Here is a 15,343-nt window from a genome sequence, read left to right as displayed (position 1 = left end):
CCGACCAGGGAGCCGCCGATGCCCGCCACCTCGCGCCTCACCACCGGACGCCCGTCCGACAGACGACCGCCCACCGCCCCGCGCCCCACCGCCCGTCGTTTGTCCGCCGCCCTCACCGCCGCCCTCACCGCCGCCCTCACCGCCGCCCTTACCGCCGCCCTCACCGCCGCCCTCACCCTCGCCGCCCTCCTCCTCGCCGCGCCCCCACCCGCATCGGCGGCCACCGCCGCCCCCGCCACCGCGTCCCTCACCCTGGAGGCCGCCTTCCCCGCCCCCGGCAACGGCTGGGCCAAGGTCGAGCGCTATCTGGACACCACCACCGGCTTCCGCGCCGAGCAGTACCCGCCCGGCGGGCGCGGTGACCAGGACGGCGCCCGCCTCACCTACTTCGGCGGCGTCCGCCAGCCCTACTCCGGGCGTTTCCTGCTCTACTCCGCCGCCGGCTGGGACACCGGCAGCCGTGCCACCCCCGTCCTGCTCGTCCACGGCGCCAACGACAACGCGGACCGCGCCTGGGCCGACCCGAGCGAGAGCGGCACCTGCGGCGCGTCCGCCTGCCCCTCCACCGGGCTCGCCCGGTACCTCGCCGGCACCGGCCGCCGCGTCTTCGCGATCGGGTTCGCCCACAAGCAGGGCGACAACCTGCTCCAGGCGCAGGCCGTCGGCGACGCGATCGCCCTGATCCGCGCCCGGCTCGGGGTGCCCCAGGTGGACGTGGTCGCGTGGAGCAAGGGCGAGGTCGCGGCCCGCGCGTACGTGTCCTCGGTGCGTCCGTCCTGGGGCCGGGCGTACGCGGGTGACGTCCGCCGTCTGGTCACCCTCGGCGGGCCGAACGGCGGCCTGGACTACGTGTACGCGCACGGCTGGGCGTTCTCGCTGGCCACCTGGCCGGCCTGTGGCGGCACCGCCAACGTGCCGTCTCCGCACCTGTCCATGGCCTGCTACGGCACTTCCACCGCCCAGCCCTGCCTCGGGGTGCTGCCCAGTGGCGGGTACGACTGCTACCCGGGCCAGCGCCAGCTGCTCGCCCGCTGGGACGCCACCTACGGGGTGGACGGCTCCGCCCAGGACTGGTGGACGACCTACTACGGCGGCCAGGGCTACTACACCTCCGGCCAGGGCATCCAGGCGGCCATCGACGCCGGCTCGCTGATCGGGCCGCTCCAGCAGGCGGGCGTCCCGGCGGCGGTCCGCACCTACCTGCTGGCCGGCGGCTCGGCCGACATCCCGGGCGTGCTCAACGAGAACCGCGGGCCCAGCGACGGCATCGTCCTCACCCGCAGCGCCCTGGACACCACCGGGGTCGGCACGGTCGGCGGCACCCGGCTGCTCACCGGGCTCAACCACCTGGAGCTGGCCTGGTCCCCGGACGCGATGAGCCAGGTGGACGGCTGGCTCGGCTGACCGGCTGACCGGCCGGCCCGCACCGGCCGAGCCCCCGTACCGTCGTTGATCGACTTCACTGTGCGCCGCGCGAGAACACCCCTCGTCGAGTTGTCGGCCCCCGGGGGGCCTGCCTAGCCTGCACAGGACGTCCGCTTCGCGGATCTCCGCCGTCGGGACGCCGAGTCCTGTCCACCCGCCGGCCGGCAACCGAGCACCACAGCGGACGGGAGCGGGGGACCCAGGTCAGTGCCCGGCCCGTGCGCTCCCCGCGCCCGGGCCGAGGCTAGGGGTGAAGCCGCTTCACAGGCGGCCGGGCAACCTCAGCCCGAACCCGACAGCTCACCTCGCAGGCGTCGCAGAGGAGACTGTCATGCAGAAGCGTGCCCGGCGCAGCGCGCCGCGCCATGCCCGCCCCACCCACCGCGGCCGCAACGCCGCCTTCGCCGTCACCGGCACGCTCGCCGTCAGCGGTGCCGGACTGCTCGGTGCCCCGGCGGTGAGCGGGGCCCAGGCGGCCGCCGCGCCGACCGTCACCCAGGACAAGCTCGGCCCGGCCACCATGGTCGCGGGCAGGTCCGCCGCCCCCTCGCCGCCGCCCGCCCCCACGGCGACCCCCTCGCTGAGCGTCACCAGCACCGCCCCCGCCACCGGCGCGCCCGTCGCGGGCAAGAAGCTCACCTGGTCAGAAGACTTCAACAGCCTCGCCCTGGGCTCCCGCTGGACCGCCGACAGGAGCAGCTCCTACCAATACGGCGATCACAATCCGAACGACAACAAGCTCGACTGGCTGAACAGGAACAACGTCATCGTCTCCGGCGGCGTCGCCACCTTCACCGCCAGGCCGGGCACGCACACGCTGGAGAACGGCAAGCAGGCCTGGGACACCGGGCTGCTCACCACCGAGTACTCCAGCGAGGGCTTCAAGGTGAAGACCGGCGACTACATCGAGACCCGGGTCAAGCTCCCGGCCGGCACCGGCGCCTGGCCGGCGCTCTGGACGTGGAACGGCACCAGCGGCACCCACGGGGAGATCGACTCCTTCGAGTACCACCCCGACAACCCGAACCTGCTGGAGCTGACCAACCACATCAACCCGGGCAACCTGTACTACACGGACGCCAAGGCGATCACGAAGGGCGGCTGGGTCACCATCGGCACACACTGCGGGGCCGGCTCGGTCGACTGGTACGTCAACGGCACCAAGGTCTTCTCGGACGGCAAGGGCGTCGGCGCCGACTGGTCGGCGTACCCGATCCTCAACCTGTCCCTGAGCGCGGGGCAGTACCACCCCGCGCCGCAGGGCACGGCTCCGATCACCTTCGCCGCGGACTACGTCCGGGTGTACCGCTAGGAGCTACGGCATGGCGGTCTGTACGACCCGGATCTCGAACGGCCGCTTGTTGTTCGCCTCGTTCCGGTCGTCGTCACTGCGCACCGCCACCCAGCCCCCGGCCAACGTACTGGGGGCCGGGACGGCGGTGGCGATCCGGACCGGGATCAGTGCCGTCGCGGTCCGGAACCTCGCCAGCCCGGCCGGGAAGGTGCAGCGCACCCGGTGGCCGTTCTGGAACGCGTAGCAGTTCTCCGGGAGGAACGGGCCCTCGGGCGTCACGCCCCCGGGCAGGGTGATCACCACGGTGAACGGCGAGGCGGTCCGGTCCGGGCCGGTGTTGAGGACGCGGGCGTGCACCGTGGTGGTGCCGCCGGGTGCGGCGGCGTCCGGGTTGATGCGGAGCACCTTCAGGTCGGAGTCGGAGGTCGCGGGCCCGCCGGGTGCCGCGACCTCCGCCGCCGGATCGCCCCCGGGCTCCGGGCCGGCGCCCGGACACGCCCACGCGGGCCCGGCGGCCAGCGCCGCCAGCGCGCACCCCACTGTCAGTGACCTGCCGAAGAAACCCCGTACGGACCCACTGTGCGACATCGCCGCTCACCCTGCCCTCTGCGTTCCGGCGCCCCGCACCGTCGCGGGGCGCGTCCGCACCCAGCGTGACCGACCGGTCCGCCGCGGCCGGGGTAACCCGCCCTCGGGCCGCTCGAACGGGCGAACGCTTCCACGGGAAGACGGCCGGGCCGACCTCCCGTGCGCGAAAGCCCCGGTGATGTCGCGTCAGGGGGCCAGGACCTGCCCCAGCCGGGCCGCGATGTGGTGCATCACCGGCACCAGGGAGGCCGCGCCGGCCTGCTCCTCCAGTGCCCGGATCCGGGCCTCCGGGCCGGAGACCGAGAGCGCCGTCGGGGTCGGCGCGCCAGGCACAGCGAGGGCGATGCAGCGCACCCCGATCTCCTGCTCCTGGTCGTCCACCACGTAGCCGCGCTCGCGCGCCTCGGCCAGTTGGTCCAGCAGCTCCTGCGGGTCGGTCACCGTGAACTCGGTGTGGGCGGGCAGCGGGTTGGGGCCCAGGACGGCGCGCGCCTCGGCCTCGGGCAGCTGGGCCAGCAGGGCCTTGCCGACCCCGGTGCAGTGCGGCTGCACCCGGCGGCCGACCTCGGTGAACATCCGCATCGAGCGCCGCGACTGCACCTGCCCGACGTAGACCACCTCGCCACCCTCCAGCACGGCCAGGTTGGCCGTCTCGCCGGTGGCCTCCATCAGCTCGGCCAGGTAGGGGCGGGCCCAGCTGCCGAGCAGCCGGCCGGCCGTCTCGCCGAGCCGGATCAGCCGCGGCCCGAGGGTGTAGCGACGCGCGGTGTCCTGGCGCACATAGCCCTGCTGGACGAGGGTACGAACCAGTCGGTGGATGGTGGGCATCGGAAGCCCGGAGGTGGTGGAGAGCTCGCTGAGCGTCGCCACGCCGCCGGAGTCGGCCAGCGCCTCCAGCAGCTGGAAGGCGCGCTCGACGGACTGCACACCGCCGCTCGCGCGGTCCGTGCCCGTCGTCGATGCTGTGTCGGGGGTCGCAACCACCGGCGTTCCCTTCGATGTCGGGGGAGGAGTAGAGTCCCTGCGATCACCTCAACAAACCGTTGAAATTCTGTATCGCGGAAACTAGTCTCCACCTTACAGAATCGAACCCGCCGGTAGTCGGGTTCAGATCGGTTCAGATCAAGGAAGTTCCCACCGGAGCTCCCTTCGCCATGCTCAACCGTCTTAGGAGTGTCCTGCTCATGGCTACAGATCAGGGACCCGCCGGCGCCTCCCCCGCCGCTCCGGTCGTCACTGTCGCCGGTCCGCGCGTCCATCGGGCGGAGGAGGTGCTCACTCCGGAGGCGGTCGCCTTCGTCGTCGGGCTTCACCGCGCCTTCGAGGACCGCCGACAGGAGCTCCTGGCCCGCCGCAAGACCCGCCGCGCAGAGATCGTCCGCGCCGGCACCCTGGACTTCCTCCCCGAGACGGCCGCCGTGCGCGAAGGCGACTGGACGGTGGCCGAGGCCCCGCGCGCGCTCCAGGACCGCCGGGTCGAGATCACCGGCCCCACCGACCGCAAGATGGTCATCAACGCCCTGAACTCCGGCGCCCGCGTCTGGCTCGCCGACTTCGAGGACGCCACCGCCCCGACGTGGGACAACGTGGTCAGCGGTCAGATCAACCTGATCGACGCCTTCGAGGGCCGGATCGACTTCACGTCCTCGGCCGGCAAGGCCTACACCCTCAAGCCCGCCGCCGAACTCGCCACCGTCGTGGTCCGCCCGCGCGGCTGGCACCTGGACGAGAACCACCTGCTGGTCGACGGCCTGCCGGTGGCCGGCGCCTTCCTCGACTTCGGGCTCTACTTCTTCCACAACGCGGCCCGGCTGATCGCCCGCGGCCCCGAGGACCCGAACTCCGGCCCGTACTTCTACCTGCCGAAGACCGAGAGCCACCTCGAGGCCCGGCTCTGGAACGACGTCTTCATCCACGCCCAGGCCGCCCTGGGCATCCCGCACGGGACCATCCGGGCCACCGTGCTGATCGAGACCATCACGGCCGCGTTCGAGATGGAGGAGATCCTCCACGAGCTGCGCGAGCACGCCGCCGGGCTCAACGCCGGCCGCTGGGACTACCTGTTCTCGATCGTCAAGAACTTCCGCGACGCCGGCGAGCACTACATCCTGCCCGACCGCAACACCGTCACCATGGCGTCCCCGTTCATGGCCGCCTACACCCGGCTGCTGGTGCAGACCTGTCACCGCCGCGGCGCCCACGCGATCGGCGGCATGGCCGCGTTCATCCCCAGCCGCAAGGACCCGGCGGTCAACGCCGCGGCCCTGGAGAAGGTCAAGGCCGACAAGGACCGCGAGGCCGCCAACGGCTTCGACGGCTCCTGGGTCGCCCACCCGGACCTCGTGCCCGTCGCCCGCGCCTCCTTCGACGCCGTCCTCGGCGACCGCCCGAACCAGAAGGACAACCCCGGCCCGGCCGAGCCCGTCACCGCCGCCCAGCTGCTCGACATCGCCGGCGCCGGCGGGACCTGCACCCGCGCGGGCCTGCACAACGCCGTCCAGGTCGGCGTCCGCTACATCGAGGCCTGGCTGCGCGGCCTCGGGGCCGTCGGCATCTTCAACATGATGGAGGACGCCGCCACCGCCGAGATCTCCCGCTCGCAGATCTGGCAGTGGATCAACAACGGCGTCGTGCTCTCCGACACCGGCGAGAAGGCCACCGCCGACCTCGTGCGCCGCCTGGTGGCCGAGGAACTCGCCGGGCTCCGGGCCGAGCTGGGCGAGGACGCCTACGCCGGTGGGCGCTGGCGCGAGGCCGCCAGGCTCTTCGAACAGGTCGCCCTGGCCGAGGAGTTCGCGGACTTCCTGACCCTCCCCGCGCTTCCCCTGCTGGGCTGAGCCCCAATCTATCCAGTGCGGAGGAGGCTGCCGCCTGCCAGGCTGTAGCACTCCTCCCCCCCATTGCTCCGTTCCGTACGGCGACGAATCCACCTGTCCTCTCGTCGCCGTACGGAACGGCCCCTTCGCCCGAGGAACCCCCATGCCCCGCATCTTCTTCAACGGCCAGGCCATGGTCGGCGGCCCGTTCCACGCGTCCGTCGCCGACGCCCTGATCGGCCCGGTCCGCACCGCGCCCGGCTACCGCTTCTTCTCCATCGGAGACGTCTGCCCCGGCCTGCACCCGGACCCCGCCGCCGGCACCGCGATCGAGGGCGAACTGTACGACATCACCCTCGAACACCTCCGCGACGTCATCCTCCCCGGTGAGCCGCGCGAGCTGGAGCTCGGCGTCGTCGAGCTGGCCGACGGCTCCGCCTGCCTCTCCATGCTGCTGGCCCGCGGCGAGGCCGACCGCGGCGTCCACCGCGAGATCACCCACCACGGCGGCTGGCGCGCCTACCTCGCCACCCTGGGCCGTACGGCCTGAGCACGGAGCACCCCTGGGCCGTACGGCCTGAGCGGCCGAGCACCCCTGGTCAGGACTCCCGTCCGAGCAGGGCGTCGCCGAGTCGGCTGCGGCGGTAGAGGACACTGCGGCCGTGCCGGGTGCGGTCGAGGAGGCCGGCGGCGGCGAGCGCGCCGAGATGGCGGCTGACCGCGCCCGGGGTGACGCCCAGACGGTGGGCGAGTTCTGTGGTGCTGGCGGGGGTCTCCAACAGGACGAGCAGCCTGGCCCGAGGCGAACCGATCAGCCCGGCCAGCGGCCCGCCCGGCCCGCCCCGGTCTCCACGGAGACCCGCGTCCAGGCCCTCGGCCATGGTGGCCTTGCCACGCGCGGGGTACGCGATCAGCGGCGGCCCCACCTGGCTGATGTCGGTCTGCGCACCGAGCCCGGACAGCGTCGGGATCAGCACCAGCCCCCGCCCGGCGACGTCCACCGAGGCGCCCACGGCCCGCACGGCCGGATGGGGATCGGTGAGCCGCAGCACCCCGCCACGCCAGGAGAGCCGGACGTCGAGATCGGCGAAGAGCCCCTCCGCGCCGCGCTCCGAGAGCATCCGGCCCCGGTAGGCGATGTCCGCCTCCAGCACCGACCGCGCCCTCGGCCACCAGGCCGGGGCGAGGCAGCGCGTCCAGTACGCTTCCAGCACCTCGGCCACCCGTGCGGTGAGCGCCGCCGGGTCGTCGATGAGCCCGGCCAGTACGGGCGGCAGCGGGCTCCCGTCGCCCCCGTACGCGGCGAGCACGTCGGAGCGCACGACCTCCGGCGGTGTGGCCGCCAGCCGCGCGAGTTCGGCGTGGAAGTCCGGGCGGGGGGCCGCCGGACGGGGGGTGAGGAAGTCCGGCACGAAGCCGACCGGCGCGATCAGCGACTCCAGCAGCGCGGTGTCCAGCGTCTCGTACCGGGAGCGCCAGCCGGTGATCCACGGCTGCTGCTCCGGATAGCGGGCGGCGGACCGGCGGGCACGAAGGCTCAGCACCGCCTCCTGGAGCGGCGAATAGGCGAACCAGGTGGCGGCGAGGTCGTCAACGCCGAAGCGGAACTCGAACATTGACCGTAACGGTAAAAGAATTCCGCCCGCCCGGGAAGCCCGCTGTGCTTCTGCCATGACCTCCACCGCGGTGCGCCCCGCTGTTTCCGGCCGCCTACTGCCGGACGATCCGCTCCTGCGCCGGCTCGTCCTGATGAGCCTGGTGAACACCGTCGGCAACGGGCTCTTCATCACGGTGAGCGTCCTGTTCTTCACCCGTTCCATCGGGCTGACGCCCGGCCGGGTCGCGCTCGGGCTCACCGCGGCCGGCATCTGCGGCGTGCTCGCCGGGGTGCCGATGGGGCGGGTGGCCGACCGGGTCGGCAGCAAGCGGCTGCTGATGGTGGTCGGGCCGCTGGAGGCCGCGGCGGTGCTCGGCTACGCGTTCGTGCACTCCTTCGCCGCCTTCGTGGCACTGGCCTGTGCGGCAACGGTGCTGGAGCGCGGCGCGGTGGCGGTGCGCAGCGCCCTGCTCGCCCGGGCGCTGCCCGCCGAGAGCCAGGTCCGCGCCCGGGCGCTGCTGCGCTCGGTGATGAACGCGGGTCTCGTCGTGGGGTCCGGTGGCGCGGCGCTCGCCCTGCAGGCCGATGCGTACGCCGGCTACGTGGCCGTGCTGGCGCTGGACGCCGTGAGCTTCCTGGGTGCGGCGGCGCTGCTGGTCGGCCTGCCCGTCCCGGACGCGGCGACCCGCCCGGCCGGTGCCGCGGGCGGGCAGGCGAAGCGGCGTACGGCGCTGCGGGACGGCCGGTACGTGCTGGTCACCGGGCTGCACGCGGTGCTGGAGCTGCAGCTCGCGGTGCTCAGCGTGGGCCTGCCGCTCTGGATCGTGCTCGCCACGGACGCGCCGGCGGCGGTGGTCTCGGCGGTGAACGTGGTCAACTGCCTGCTGGTGGTGGTGTTCCAGGTCCGGGCGAGCCGCGGGGTCACCGAGGTCGTCTCGGCCGGGCGGGCCTGTGCGCGGGGTGCGCTGCTGCTGGCAGGGGCCTGTCTGGTGTACGCGGCGGCGCAGTCCGGTCCGGCGGCCCTGGCGGCCGGGGTGGTCCTGGCGGGGGCGCTGGTGCACAGCCTCGGCGAGCTGCTGACCTCGGCCGGCGGTTGGACGCTCAGTCTGGACCTGGCCGATCCGGAGGCGCACGGCGAGTACCAGGGGGTGTTCATGAGCGGTCAGGCGGCCGCGCACGTGATCGGCCCGCTGGTGATCACCGTGACGGTCGTCGACCACGGCGGTTCCGGCTGGGCGGTGCTGGCGGGGCTGTTCGCGCTGGCCGGTCTGGCCATGCCGGCGGCCGCCCGCGCGGCCGCCCGTCACGCCGCCCGCGACGCCGCCCCCGACGCCGCCCCCGACACCGCCCGCGGGGCGGAGCGCGCCGGGTAGGCCGGCCGGCCCGCGCCCCACGGGGGTGGGAGCGGGCCGGCCGGTGTACGCGGGCACGCCACAGCCCCGGACCCTCGCCGTGGGTCCGGGGCTGTGTTCCGTGGGCCGTCCTGAGCGACGGCGCACGGAGTCCGGGTGACGCACCGTCCCTGGGCGGCCCGGAGTTCAGGGGTACTGCGAACGGGGGCTAGACGGGGCGGGCGGCCAGCTCCTTGGCGGCGCGGGCGCAGGCCTGGGCGATCCGGTCCTCGTTCACCGTGGTCAGCAAGCCCTTCTCGACCACGGCGTTGCCGTTGACGAAGAGGGTGGCCAGCGGCGGCAGCGCGCCGAGGGTGAGGGCGGCGATCGGGTCGGCGATCGAGGAGTGCATGATCCCGTCGATCTTCCAGAGCGCGAGGTCCGCGAGCTTGCCGACCTCGATCGAGCCGATCTCGTTCTGCCGGCCGAGCACCCGGGCGCCGCCCATGGTGCCCAGGCGCAGGGCCTGCCGGCCGGTGAGCGCGGTCGGGTAGCCGTGCAGGCGGTTGATCAGCAGCGCGTTGCGCAGCTCGGTGCCGAGCTCGCCGGACTCGTTGGAGGCGGTGCCGTCCACGCCGAGGCCGACCGGGACGCCGGCCTTGAGCATGTCCGGGACGCGGGCGATGCCGGCGGCGAGGCGGGCGTTGGAGGACGGGCAGTGGGCGACACCGGTGCCGGTCTCGGCGAACTTGGCGATGTCGGAGTCGTTCATGTGGACGCAGTGCGCCATCCAGACGTCCTCGCCGAGCCAGCCCACCGACTCGAAGTAGTCGGTCGGGCCCATGCCGAACAGTTCCTTGCAGAACGCCTCTTCCTCGGCGGTCTCGGAGCCGTGGGTGTGCAGCCGGACGCCCTTGCGGCGGGCCAGCAGGGCGGCCTCGCGCATCAGTTCGGTGGAGACCGAGAAGGGCGAGCAGGGCGCGATGGCGATCTGCAGCATCGAGTCGAAGGAGGCGTCGTGGTAGGTGTCGACGGCCGCCTCGGAGGCGATCAGGATCTCCTCGGTGTTCTCGACCGCGTGGTCCGGCGGCAGGCCGCCGTCCTTCTTGCTGCGGTCCATGGAGCCGCGCAGCGCGGTGAAGCGCATGCCGAGCTCCTGGACGGCCTCGATCTCGGCGCCGAGGATGTCGCCGCCGTCCTTCGGGAACACGTAGTGGTGGTCCGAGGCGGTGGTGCAGCCGGACTTGAGCAGCGCGGCGGCCGAGCCCTGGGCGGCGGCATGGACGAGCTTGTCGTCGATGCGGGCCCAGGTCGGATAGAGCGCGACCAGCCAGTCGAAGAGGATGTTGTCCTGGGCGAGGCCGCGGGTGATCCACTGGTAGAAGTGGTGGTGGGTGTTGACCAGGCCGGGGGTGACGAGGTGGCCCTCGCCGTTGATCCGGCGTACCACGTTGTCCAGCCACTGCGGGGCGGGGCCGTCGCCGACCGACTCGATCTTGTTGCCGAGGATGACCACGTGGCCGCGGGCGTACTCGGTGTCGTTGGCGTCGACCGTCGCGATCGCGACGTTCTCGATCACGATCCGCTGGTCGGCGGGCGGAGGCTGGACTGCCATGGGGAACTCCTATGGGGGAGGCCGGGCGGGCATGGGGCGCATGCCCGCCCGGTGGGTCAGGACGGTGTCGCCGTCGGCACCGTGGTGCCGGATGTCCCGTCGGCCGGCGACCGGCGGGCGACTCCGACGTGGTGGAAGAGCAGGTTGAGCAGGACGGCCATCACGCAGCCGGCCGAGATCCCGGAGTGCATCAGGGTGCGGACGGCTTCGGGGAACGCGTCGTAGAAGGCCGGGACGGCGATCGGGATGATTCCGACGCCGAGCGAGACCGACACCAGGATGGTGTTGGAGCTGGACTCCATTCCCGCCTCCGCGAGGGTGCGGATGCCGCTTGCCGCGACCGTGCCGAAGAGCACGATCCCGGCGCCGCCGAGGACCGGCTGCGGTACGAGGGAGACGACCGACCCGAGCACCGGGAAGAGCCCGAGCAGGATCAGGATGCCTCCGCCGGCCGCGACCACGAAACGGCTGCGGATCTTCGTCAGCGCCACCAGTCCGATGTTCTGGGCGAAGGCGCTGGCGGCGAACCCGTTGAAGACCGGGCTGAGTGCGGTGGCCAGTCCGTCGGCCCGCAGGCCGGCGGCGAGCACGGGCTCGTCGGCCTCGCGGTCGACGATCTTGCCGAGCGCCAGCATGTCGGCGGTGGACTCGGTCATCGAGACCACCATGACGATGCAGAGCGAGACGATCGCGGCCGCGTCGAAGGCGGGGGCGCCGAAGTGGAACGGGGAGGGGAGCGCGAAGATCTTCGCGTCCTGGACCGCGCCGAAGTCGGCCAGGCCCAGCGGGAAGGCGAGCAGGGTGCCGATCGCCAGTCCGAGGAGCAGGGAGAGCTGCTGCCAGAAGCCGCGCAGCAGCCGGTTGCAGAGCACCACCGCGACGAGGGTGATCGCGGCGAGGCCGATGGCCCGCATGGAGCCGTATCCGGGGGCGCCCGGCGAGCCGCCGCGCGCCCAGTTCACCGCCACCGGGAGCAGGGACACCCCGATGAGGGTGATCACGGTGCCCTGGACGACCGGTGGGAAGAACCTGATCAGCTTGCAGAAGTACGGTGCCGCGAGGAAGCACAGGATCCCCGCGACGATCACCGCTCCGAAGATCACCGGGAGGGCGTCCTTCGGCCCGTGCTCCTTGGCGATGGCGATCATGGGCGCGACGCCCGCGAACGAGACGCCGTTCACGAACGGCAGCCGCGCTCCGATCTTCCAGATGCCGAGGGTCTGGAGCAGGGTGGCCAGCCCGGCGGTGAACAGGCTGGCCGATATGAGCAGGGCGAGCTCGGTGGGGGAGAGCCCCACGCCGGCGCCGACGATGAGCGGGGGAGCGACGACTCCCGCGTACATCGCGGCGACGTGCTGCAGGCCGGTGGAGACGAGCTTCACCGGTGGCAGCAACTCGTCCACGGGGTGGGTTTCCGGTCCGGACGGCTTGCCGGGGAGGCTGCTTGACGCACCGTCCGGACCAGAAGGTCTTGCAGGGGTGGAACCGCCGTCGGTGTTGCCGGTGTTGCTGGGTGCCATGTCGAGCCCCTCTTGTGCCCGTGGCTCGCGACGCGCCCGTGGCGCTGGAGACTGGCTGGTACTGCCTCGGCCGAGGGCGGGACGGCGGTGCAAGGGTCCCTCGGCCGGCCTCTCCAGCACCCGGGGCCGGCCGCCGTGAGGCGGGCACGATCTCCGGTGGGTGGGGGATGGAGAAACAAGTGGTGCGGGTACAGCGGGTGGTGCGGGTACTGCGGGTGGTGCGGGTACTGCGGGTGGTGCGGGTACTGCGGGTGTTTCCGTCCGTCCGGCATCGGCCGGCCGCGGGGGGCCGGAGGGTGCAACCGTGCCGGGCGGGGGCATGGGGGTGGAGAGGTCAGGCGACCGGGATGACGGGTACCACGCCCTCGCGGTGCACGGTGCCCTCGATCAGGCCGTACATCCGGTCGGCGGCGTAGTACACCTCGTTGTCGTTCTTGAGGCCGAACGGCTCCAGGTCGACGAGGAAGTGGTGCTTGTTGGGGAGCTCCAGGCGGACCTCGTCCACCTCGGCGCGGTTGTTCAGGACCCGGGTCCCCATCGCGTGCAGGGTCTGCTGCAGCGAGTACGAGTAGGTCTCGGCGAAGGCCTCCAGCAGGTGCCGCCGCACGTGGGTGTAGGAGCGGTTCCAGTTGGGCTGGGCGTCGCCGTCACGGCCGCTGAAGCCGTACTTCCACCGCGCCGTCACCTGGGTGGCGAGGATGCGGTCGTACGCCTCCTGGAGGGTGGTGTACTTGTCCTTGATGTAGCCCCAGAACTCCGAGTTGGTGGAGTTCATCACGATGAGGTCCTTGAGGCCCGAGATGACCTGGACGGTCTCGCCGTCGTAGACGATCTCGGTGGTGCGGGTCTCCTGCCCGTTGCGGACGAAGGAGTGGCCGACCTCCTCGGAGCCGATGAAGCGGGCCGAGTTGTCCGGCGTCTTGATCCGGTCCCAGACGTACTCCTCGATCCGGATCCGGGCGCTGTGCACCACACCGCGCTCGGTGTCGTCCACGAAGTGCCGCGCCAGGATGATGCCGAACTGCTCCGCCGACTCGATCCCGTACTCCTTGGCGAAGGCGTACACGGTGTTCTTCGTCGTGTCGGTGGGCAGGCAGTTGGCGTTCGACCCGGTGAGGTGGACGTCCTCGAACTCGCCCTGGAGGGAGACCGAGACGTTCAGGTCCTTGATCTCGTGACGGGTCGAGTCACGGTAGATCCGGACGATGCGGTTCTCCGCCTTGCCGTACTGGTTCTGACCGAGCACGTGGGCCATGACTTGGCTCCCAATCAATCAAGCGGTCTAGCTTCCGCGGTAGACCGAGTATCCGAACGGGTTGAGCAGCAGCGGCACGTGGTAGTGGTGCTGCGCGGGCGCGACCGTGAAGACGATCGAGACCTCGGGGAAGAACGGCGTCCCGTCCGACCGGCCGGCGTAGTACGCGGCGGTGTCGAAGAGCAGCCGGACGACCGAGCCCGCCTCCACGGCCGGCAGGTCCTTGGCCCGGCCGTCGGAGTCCGTGGCGGAGGTGCCGAGCACCTTCCAGCCACCCTCGGTGTGCAGTGCGAGCTCGACCGGGACACCCTCGGCCGGGCGGCCGAGGCTGGTGTCGAGCACGTGGGTGGAGATGCCAGTCATGGGTGAAGTGACCTTACTGATGGCAGATGTGACTTTACGTCGGAAGAGACTGACGTTACGTCAGAAGTGACGTCAGGCCTCGTCGAGCAGGCGGTTGATGCGAATGTCGTTGATCTTGCGCAGCTCGCCCCGGACGATCTCCGCCTCGGTGGCGGCGTCGTTGGGGAACCGCTCGCGCAGGGCGGCGAGCATGGTGTCCGCGGTGCGCCCGGTCGCGCAGATCAGGAACACGTGGCCGAACTTGGCCTCGTAGGCCGCGTTGGCGTCGCGCAGTTCGTCGAGGAGTGCGGTGTCCACTCCCCTGATGCCGGCCTGCTCGCGCTCGGAGGTGGCGTCGCCCGACTTGGGCTTGCCGATCCGGGCGTGGCCGGCCATCGCGTCGTGCAGGTCCGCGGCTGTGAGCGTGGCCATGGCCGACGCGTTGGCGTCGAGCAGGGCCTCGCGGTCGGACCACGGGCGGGCCGCCGCGACGGCGTCGGCCCAACGGGGGCTGGAGCAGACCTCCAGCAGGATCGTCCTCAGCTCGGCGGCGTCGGCCGCCGCCAGGGCGTCAAGGGCGTGGGGGTGGTTGGTCACGAGTGGACCTCCTGAAGAGTGGTGCCACCCGCACAAGCTAGATCCACCCACCCGGGCCGTCAACACTTTGTTGAACGGTTGGTGGTTACGTTTTGAACCGGCCCCGGTTGCCAGGCCGTTTCGTGTGCGATGAGACAAGTGTGCCCCGCCGGGGGCTGGTGAAGACTGGCCGGGCCGGCAGGGCTCACCCGGGCACACCCCGTCAGAGTGTGTCCGGCCGTGCTCAGCCGGACTTCGAGCCGTCCTGGCGGTTGAGGTAGTTGTACACGGTGAACCGGCTCACGCCCAGCGCCGTGGCGACCGTCTCCACTCCATGGCGGACGGTGAAGGCGCCTCGCTCCTCCAGCAGGGCGACCACGCGCTGCTTCTCCCAGCGGTCCAGCTCGGACAGCGGACGGCCGTCGAACTGGCGGGCCATCTCGGCCAGCAGCCGGTCCAGCGCACTGCTCAGGTGCGGTAGCCGGACGGCCAGTGCCGGGGCGCCCTCCCACTCGAGGACGACGTCCTCGGCCTTGGCCTCGTCCAGCGGGACGGGCGTCGCACCGACGGCGGCCAGCAGTGGCTTTATCGCCGCGGAGAGCGGGTGTTCCAGGTGATCGGTCATGGCGTACCGCCCTCCTCGCCGAGGACGCTGACCTGGACGGAGATCCGGGTCGCACCCGCGTCCAGGGTCTCCCGGAGCAGCTTGGTCACGGCGGCCAGGACCTCCTCGGCCCCGCCTTCCGCGCCGGTGCCGAATGGGCCGACCGAGACGGCCAGGCCGGCCTCGTCGACCACCTTCCGGGCCGCCACGGCGTGCTCCGGGAACGTGTCCAGTTCGAACGGTTCTGTCGTGAACTCCACCATCAATCGCACCTGCTCACTCTAGCGAGCGGGTGCGGGCGAGGTCAGGGGCTGGTCGATCGAACAGCGGCCGGGCCTGGGGTGGAGTGGTTTCGGTCGGCTTCAACAAATTGTTGCGGC

The 15,343-nt window shown here is 72.2% G+C and carries 15 protein-coding genes and 1 riboswitch; of the genes, 5 read left to right on the top strand and 10 right to left on the bottom strand.

Going from position 1 to position 15,343, the window contains the following annotated elements:
* Positions 1–18: 18 nt before the first annotated feature.
* Positions 19–1,404, top strand: a complete 1,386-nt coding sequence (locus OG286_RS09065) for an esterase/lipase family protein (RefSeq protein WP_405365002.1) — start codon at positions 19–21, stop codon at positions 1,402–1,404.
* 236 nt (positions 1,405–1,640) lie between these two features.
* Positions 1,641–1,754, top strand: a riboswitch (cyclic di-AMP (ydaO/yuaA leader).
* Between the two features lie 2 nt (positions 1,755–1,756).
* The gene (locus OG286_RS09060; RefSeq protein WP_396319938.1) at positions 1,757–2,737 is read left to right on the top strand and encodes a beta-glucanase; all 981 of its coding nucleotides are present in this window, start codon (positions 1,757–1,759) and stop codon (positions 2,735–2,737) included.
* Between the two features lie 3 nt (positions 2,738–2,740).
* Here OG286_RS09060 and OG286_RS09055 read toward each other — a convergent pair whose 3' ends face one another.
* The gene (locus OG286_RS09055) at positions 2,741–3,307 is read right to left on the bottom strand and encodes a hypothetical protein (protein WP_405365000.1); all 567 of its coding nucleotides are present in this window, start codon (positions 3,305–3,307) and stop codon (positions 2,741–2,743) included.
* A gap of 186 nt (positions 3,308–3,493) precedes the next feature.
* Positions 3,494–4,291 (bottom strand): IclR family transcriptional regulator, encoded by a 798-nt coding sequence (locus OG286_RS09050; RefSeq protein ID WP_396319940.1) that lies wholly within the window; start codon positions 4,289–4,291, stop codon positions 3,494–3,496.
* Between the two features lie 200 nt (positions 4,292–4,491).
* Between OG286_RS09050 and aceB the strand changes: the two genes are divergently transcribed.
* Positions 4,492–6,144 carry a malate synthase A gene (gene aceB / locus OG286_RS09045; protein WP_405362364.1) on the top strand — a complete coding sequence of 551 codons (1,653 nt, stop codon included), beginning with the start codon at positions 4,492–4,494 and terminating at the stop codon, positions 6,142–6,144.
* 142 nt (positions 6,145–6,286) lie between these two features.
* Positions 6,287–6,673, top strand: coding sequence for a gamma-glutamylcyclotransferase (locus OG286_RS09040; RefSeq protein ID WP_396319942.1), 387 nt, complete (start codon positions 6,287–6,289; stop codon positions 6,671–6,673).
* Between the two features lie 49 nt (positions 6,674–6,722).
* On the opposite strand, the gene OG286_RS09035 is transcribed toward OG286_RS09040, so the two are convergent.
* Entirely contained in the window at positions 6,723–7,739 is a 1,017-nt protein-coding gene (locus OG286_RS09035; RefSeq protein WP_396319943.1) for a helix-turn-helix domain-containing protein, read from the bottom strand.
* Positions 7,740–7,794: 55 nt separating this feature from the next.
* Here OG286_RS09035 and OG286_RS09030 point away from each other — a divergent pair, with 55 nt between their 5' ends.
* The gene (locus tag OG286_RS09030) at positions 7,795–9,093 is read left to right on the top strand and encodes an MFS transporter (RefSeq protein WP_405364998.1); all 1,299 of its coding nucleotides are present in this window, start codon (positions 7,795–7,797) and stop codon (positions 9,091–9,093) included.
* Between the two features lie 187 nt (positions 9,094–9,280).
* On the opposite strand, the gene OG286_RS09025 is transcribed toward OG286_RS09030, so the two are convergent.
* The 7 genes from OG286_RS09025 to OG286_RS08995 all read right to left on the bottom strand — a co-directional run bounded on the left by OG286_RS09025 (position 9,281) and on the right by OG286_RS08995 (position 15,235).
* A complete protein-coding gene (locus tag OG286_RS09025; protein WP_396319945.1) occupies positions 9,281–10,666 on the bottom strand; it encodes an 8-oxoguanine deaminase in 1,386 nt (461 codons plus the stop codon).
* A gap of 56 nt (positions 10,667–10,722) precedes the next feature.
* On the bottom strand, positions 10,723–12,186 hold the full coding sequence (locus OG286_RS09020; protein ID WP_405362370.1) for a nucleobase:cation symporter-2 family protein: 1,464 nt from the start codon (positions 12,184–12,186) through the stop codon (positions 10,723–10,725).
* 334 nt (positions 12,187–12,520) lie between these two features.
* On the bottom strand, positions 12,521–13,441 hold the full coding sequence (pucL, locus tag OG286_RS09015; protein WP_396319947.1) for a factor-independent urate hydroxylase: 921 nt from the start codon (positions 13,439–13,441) through the stop codon (positions 12,521–12,523).
* 27 nt (positions 13,442–13,468) lie between these two features.
* The gene (gene uraH, locus OG286_RS09010) at positions 13,469–13,804 is read right to left on the bottom strand and encodes a hydroxyisourate hydrolase (protein WP_396319948.1); all 336 of its coding nucleotides are present in this window, start codon (positions 13,802–13,804) and stop codon (positions 13,469–13,471) included.
* Positions 13,805–13,876: 72 nt separating this feature from the next.
* Positions 13,877–14,380, bottom strand: coding sequence for a 2-oxo-4-hydroxy-4-carboxy-5-ureidoimidazoline decarboxylase (uraD, locus tag OG286_RS09005; RefSeq protein WP_396319949.1), 504 nt, complete (start codon positions 14,378–14,380; stop codon positions 13,877–13,879).
* Positions 14,381–14,603: 223 nt separating this feature from the next.
* Positions 14,604–14,984: a helix-turn-helix domain-containing protein gene (locus OG286_RS09000; RefSeq protein ID WP_396319950.1), complete on the bottom strand. Its 381-nt coding sequence runs from the start codon at positions 14,982–14,984 to the stop codon at positions 14,604–14,606.
* A complete protein-coding gene (locus OG286_RS08995; protein ID WP_396319951.1) occupies positions 14,981–15,235 on the bottom strand; it encodes a thiamine-binding protein in 255 nt (84 codons plus the stop codon). The genes OG286_RS09000 and OG286_RS08995 overlap by 4 nt, the downstream gene beginning before the upstream one ends.
* Positions 15,236–15,343 lie beyond the last annotated feature (108 nt).

Source organism: Kitasatospora sp. NBC_00039 (assembly GCF_045160625.1).
Taxonomy (GTDB): domain Bacteria; phylum Actinomycetota; class Actinomycetes; order Streptomycetales; family Streptomycetaceae; genus Kitasatospora.
The sequence above is the reverse complement of the archived record's forward strand: the minus strand, read 5'-3'. Positions and strand labels throughout refer to the sequence as shown.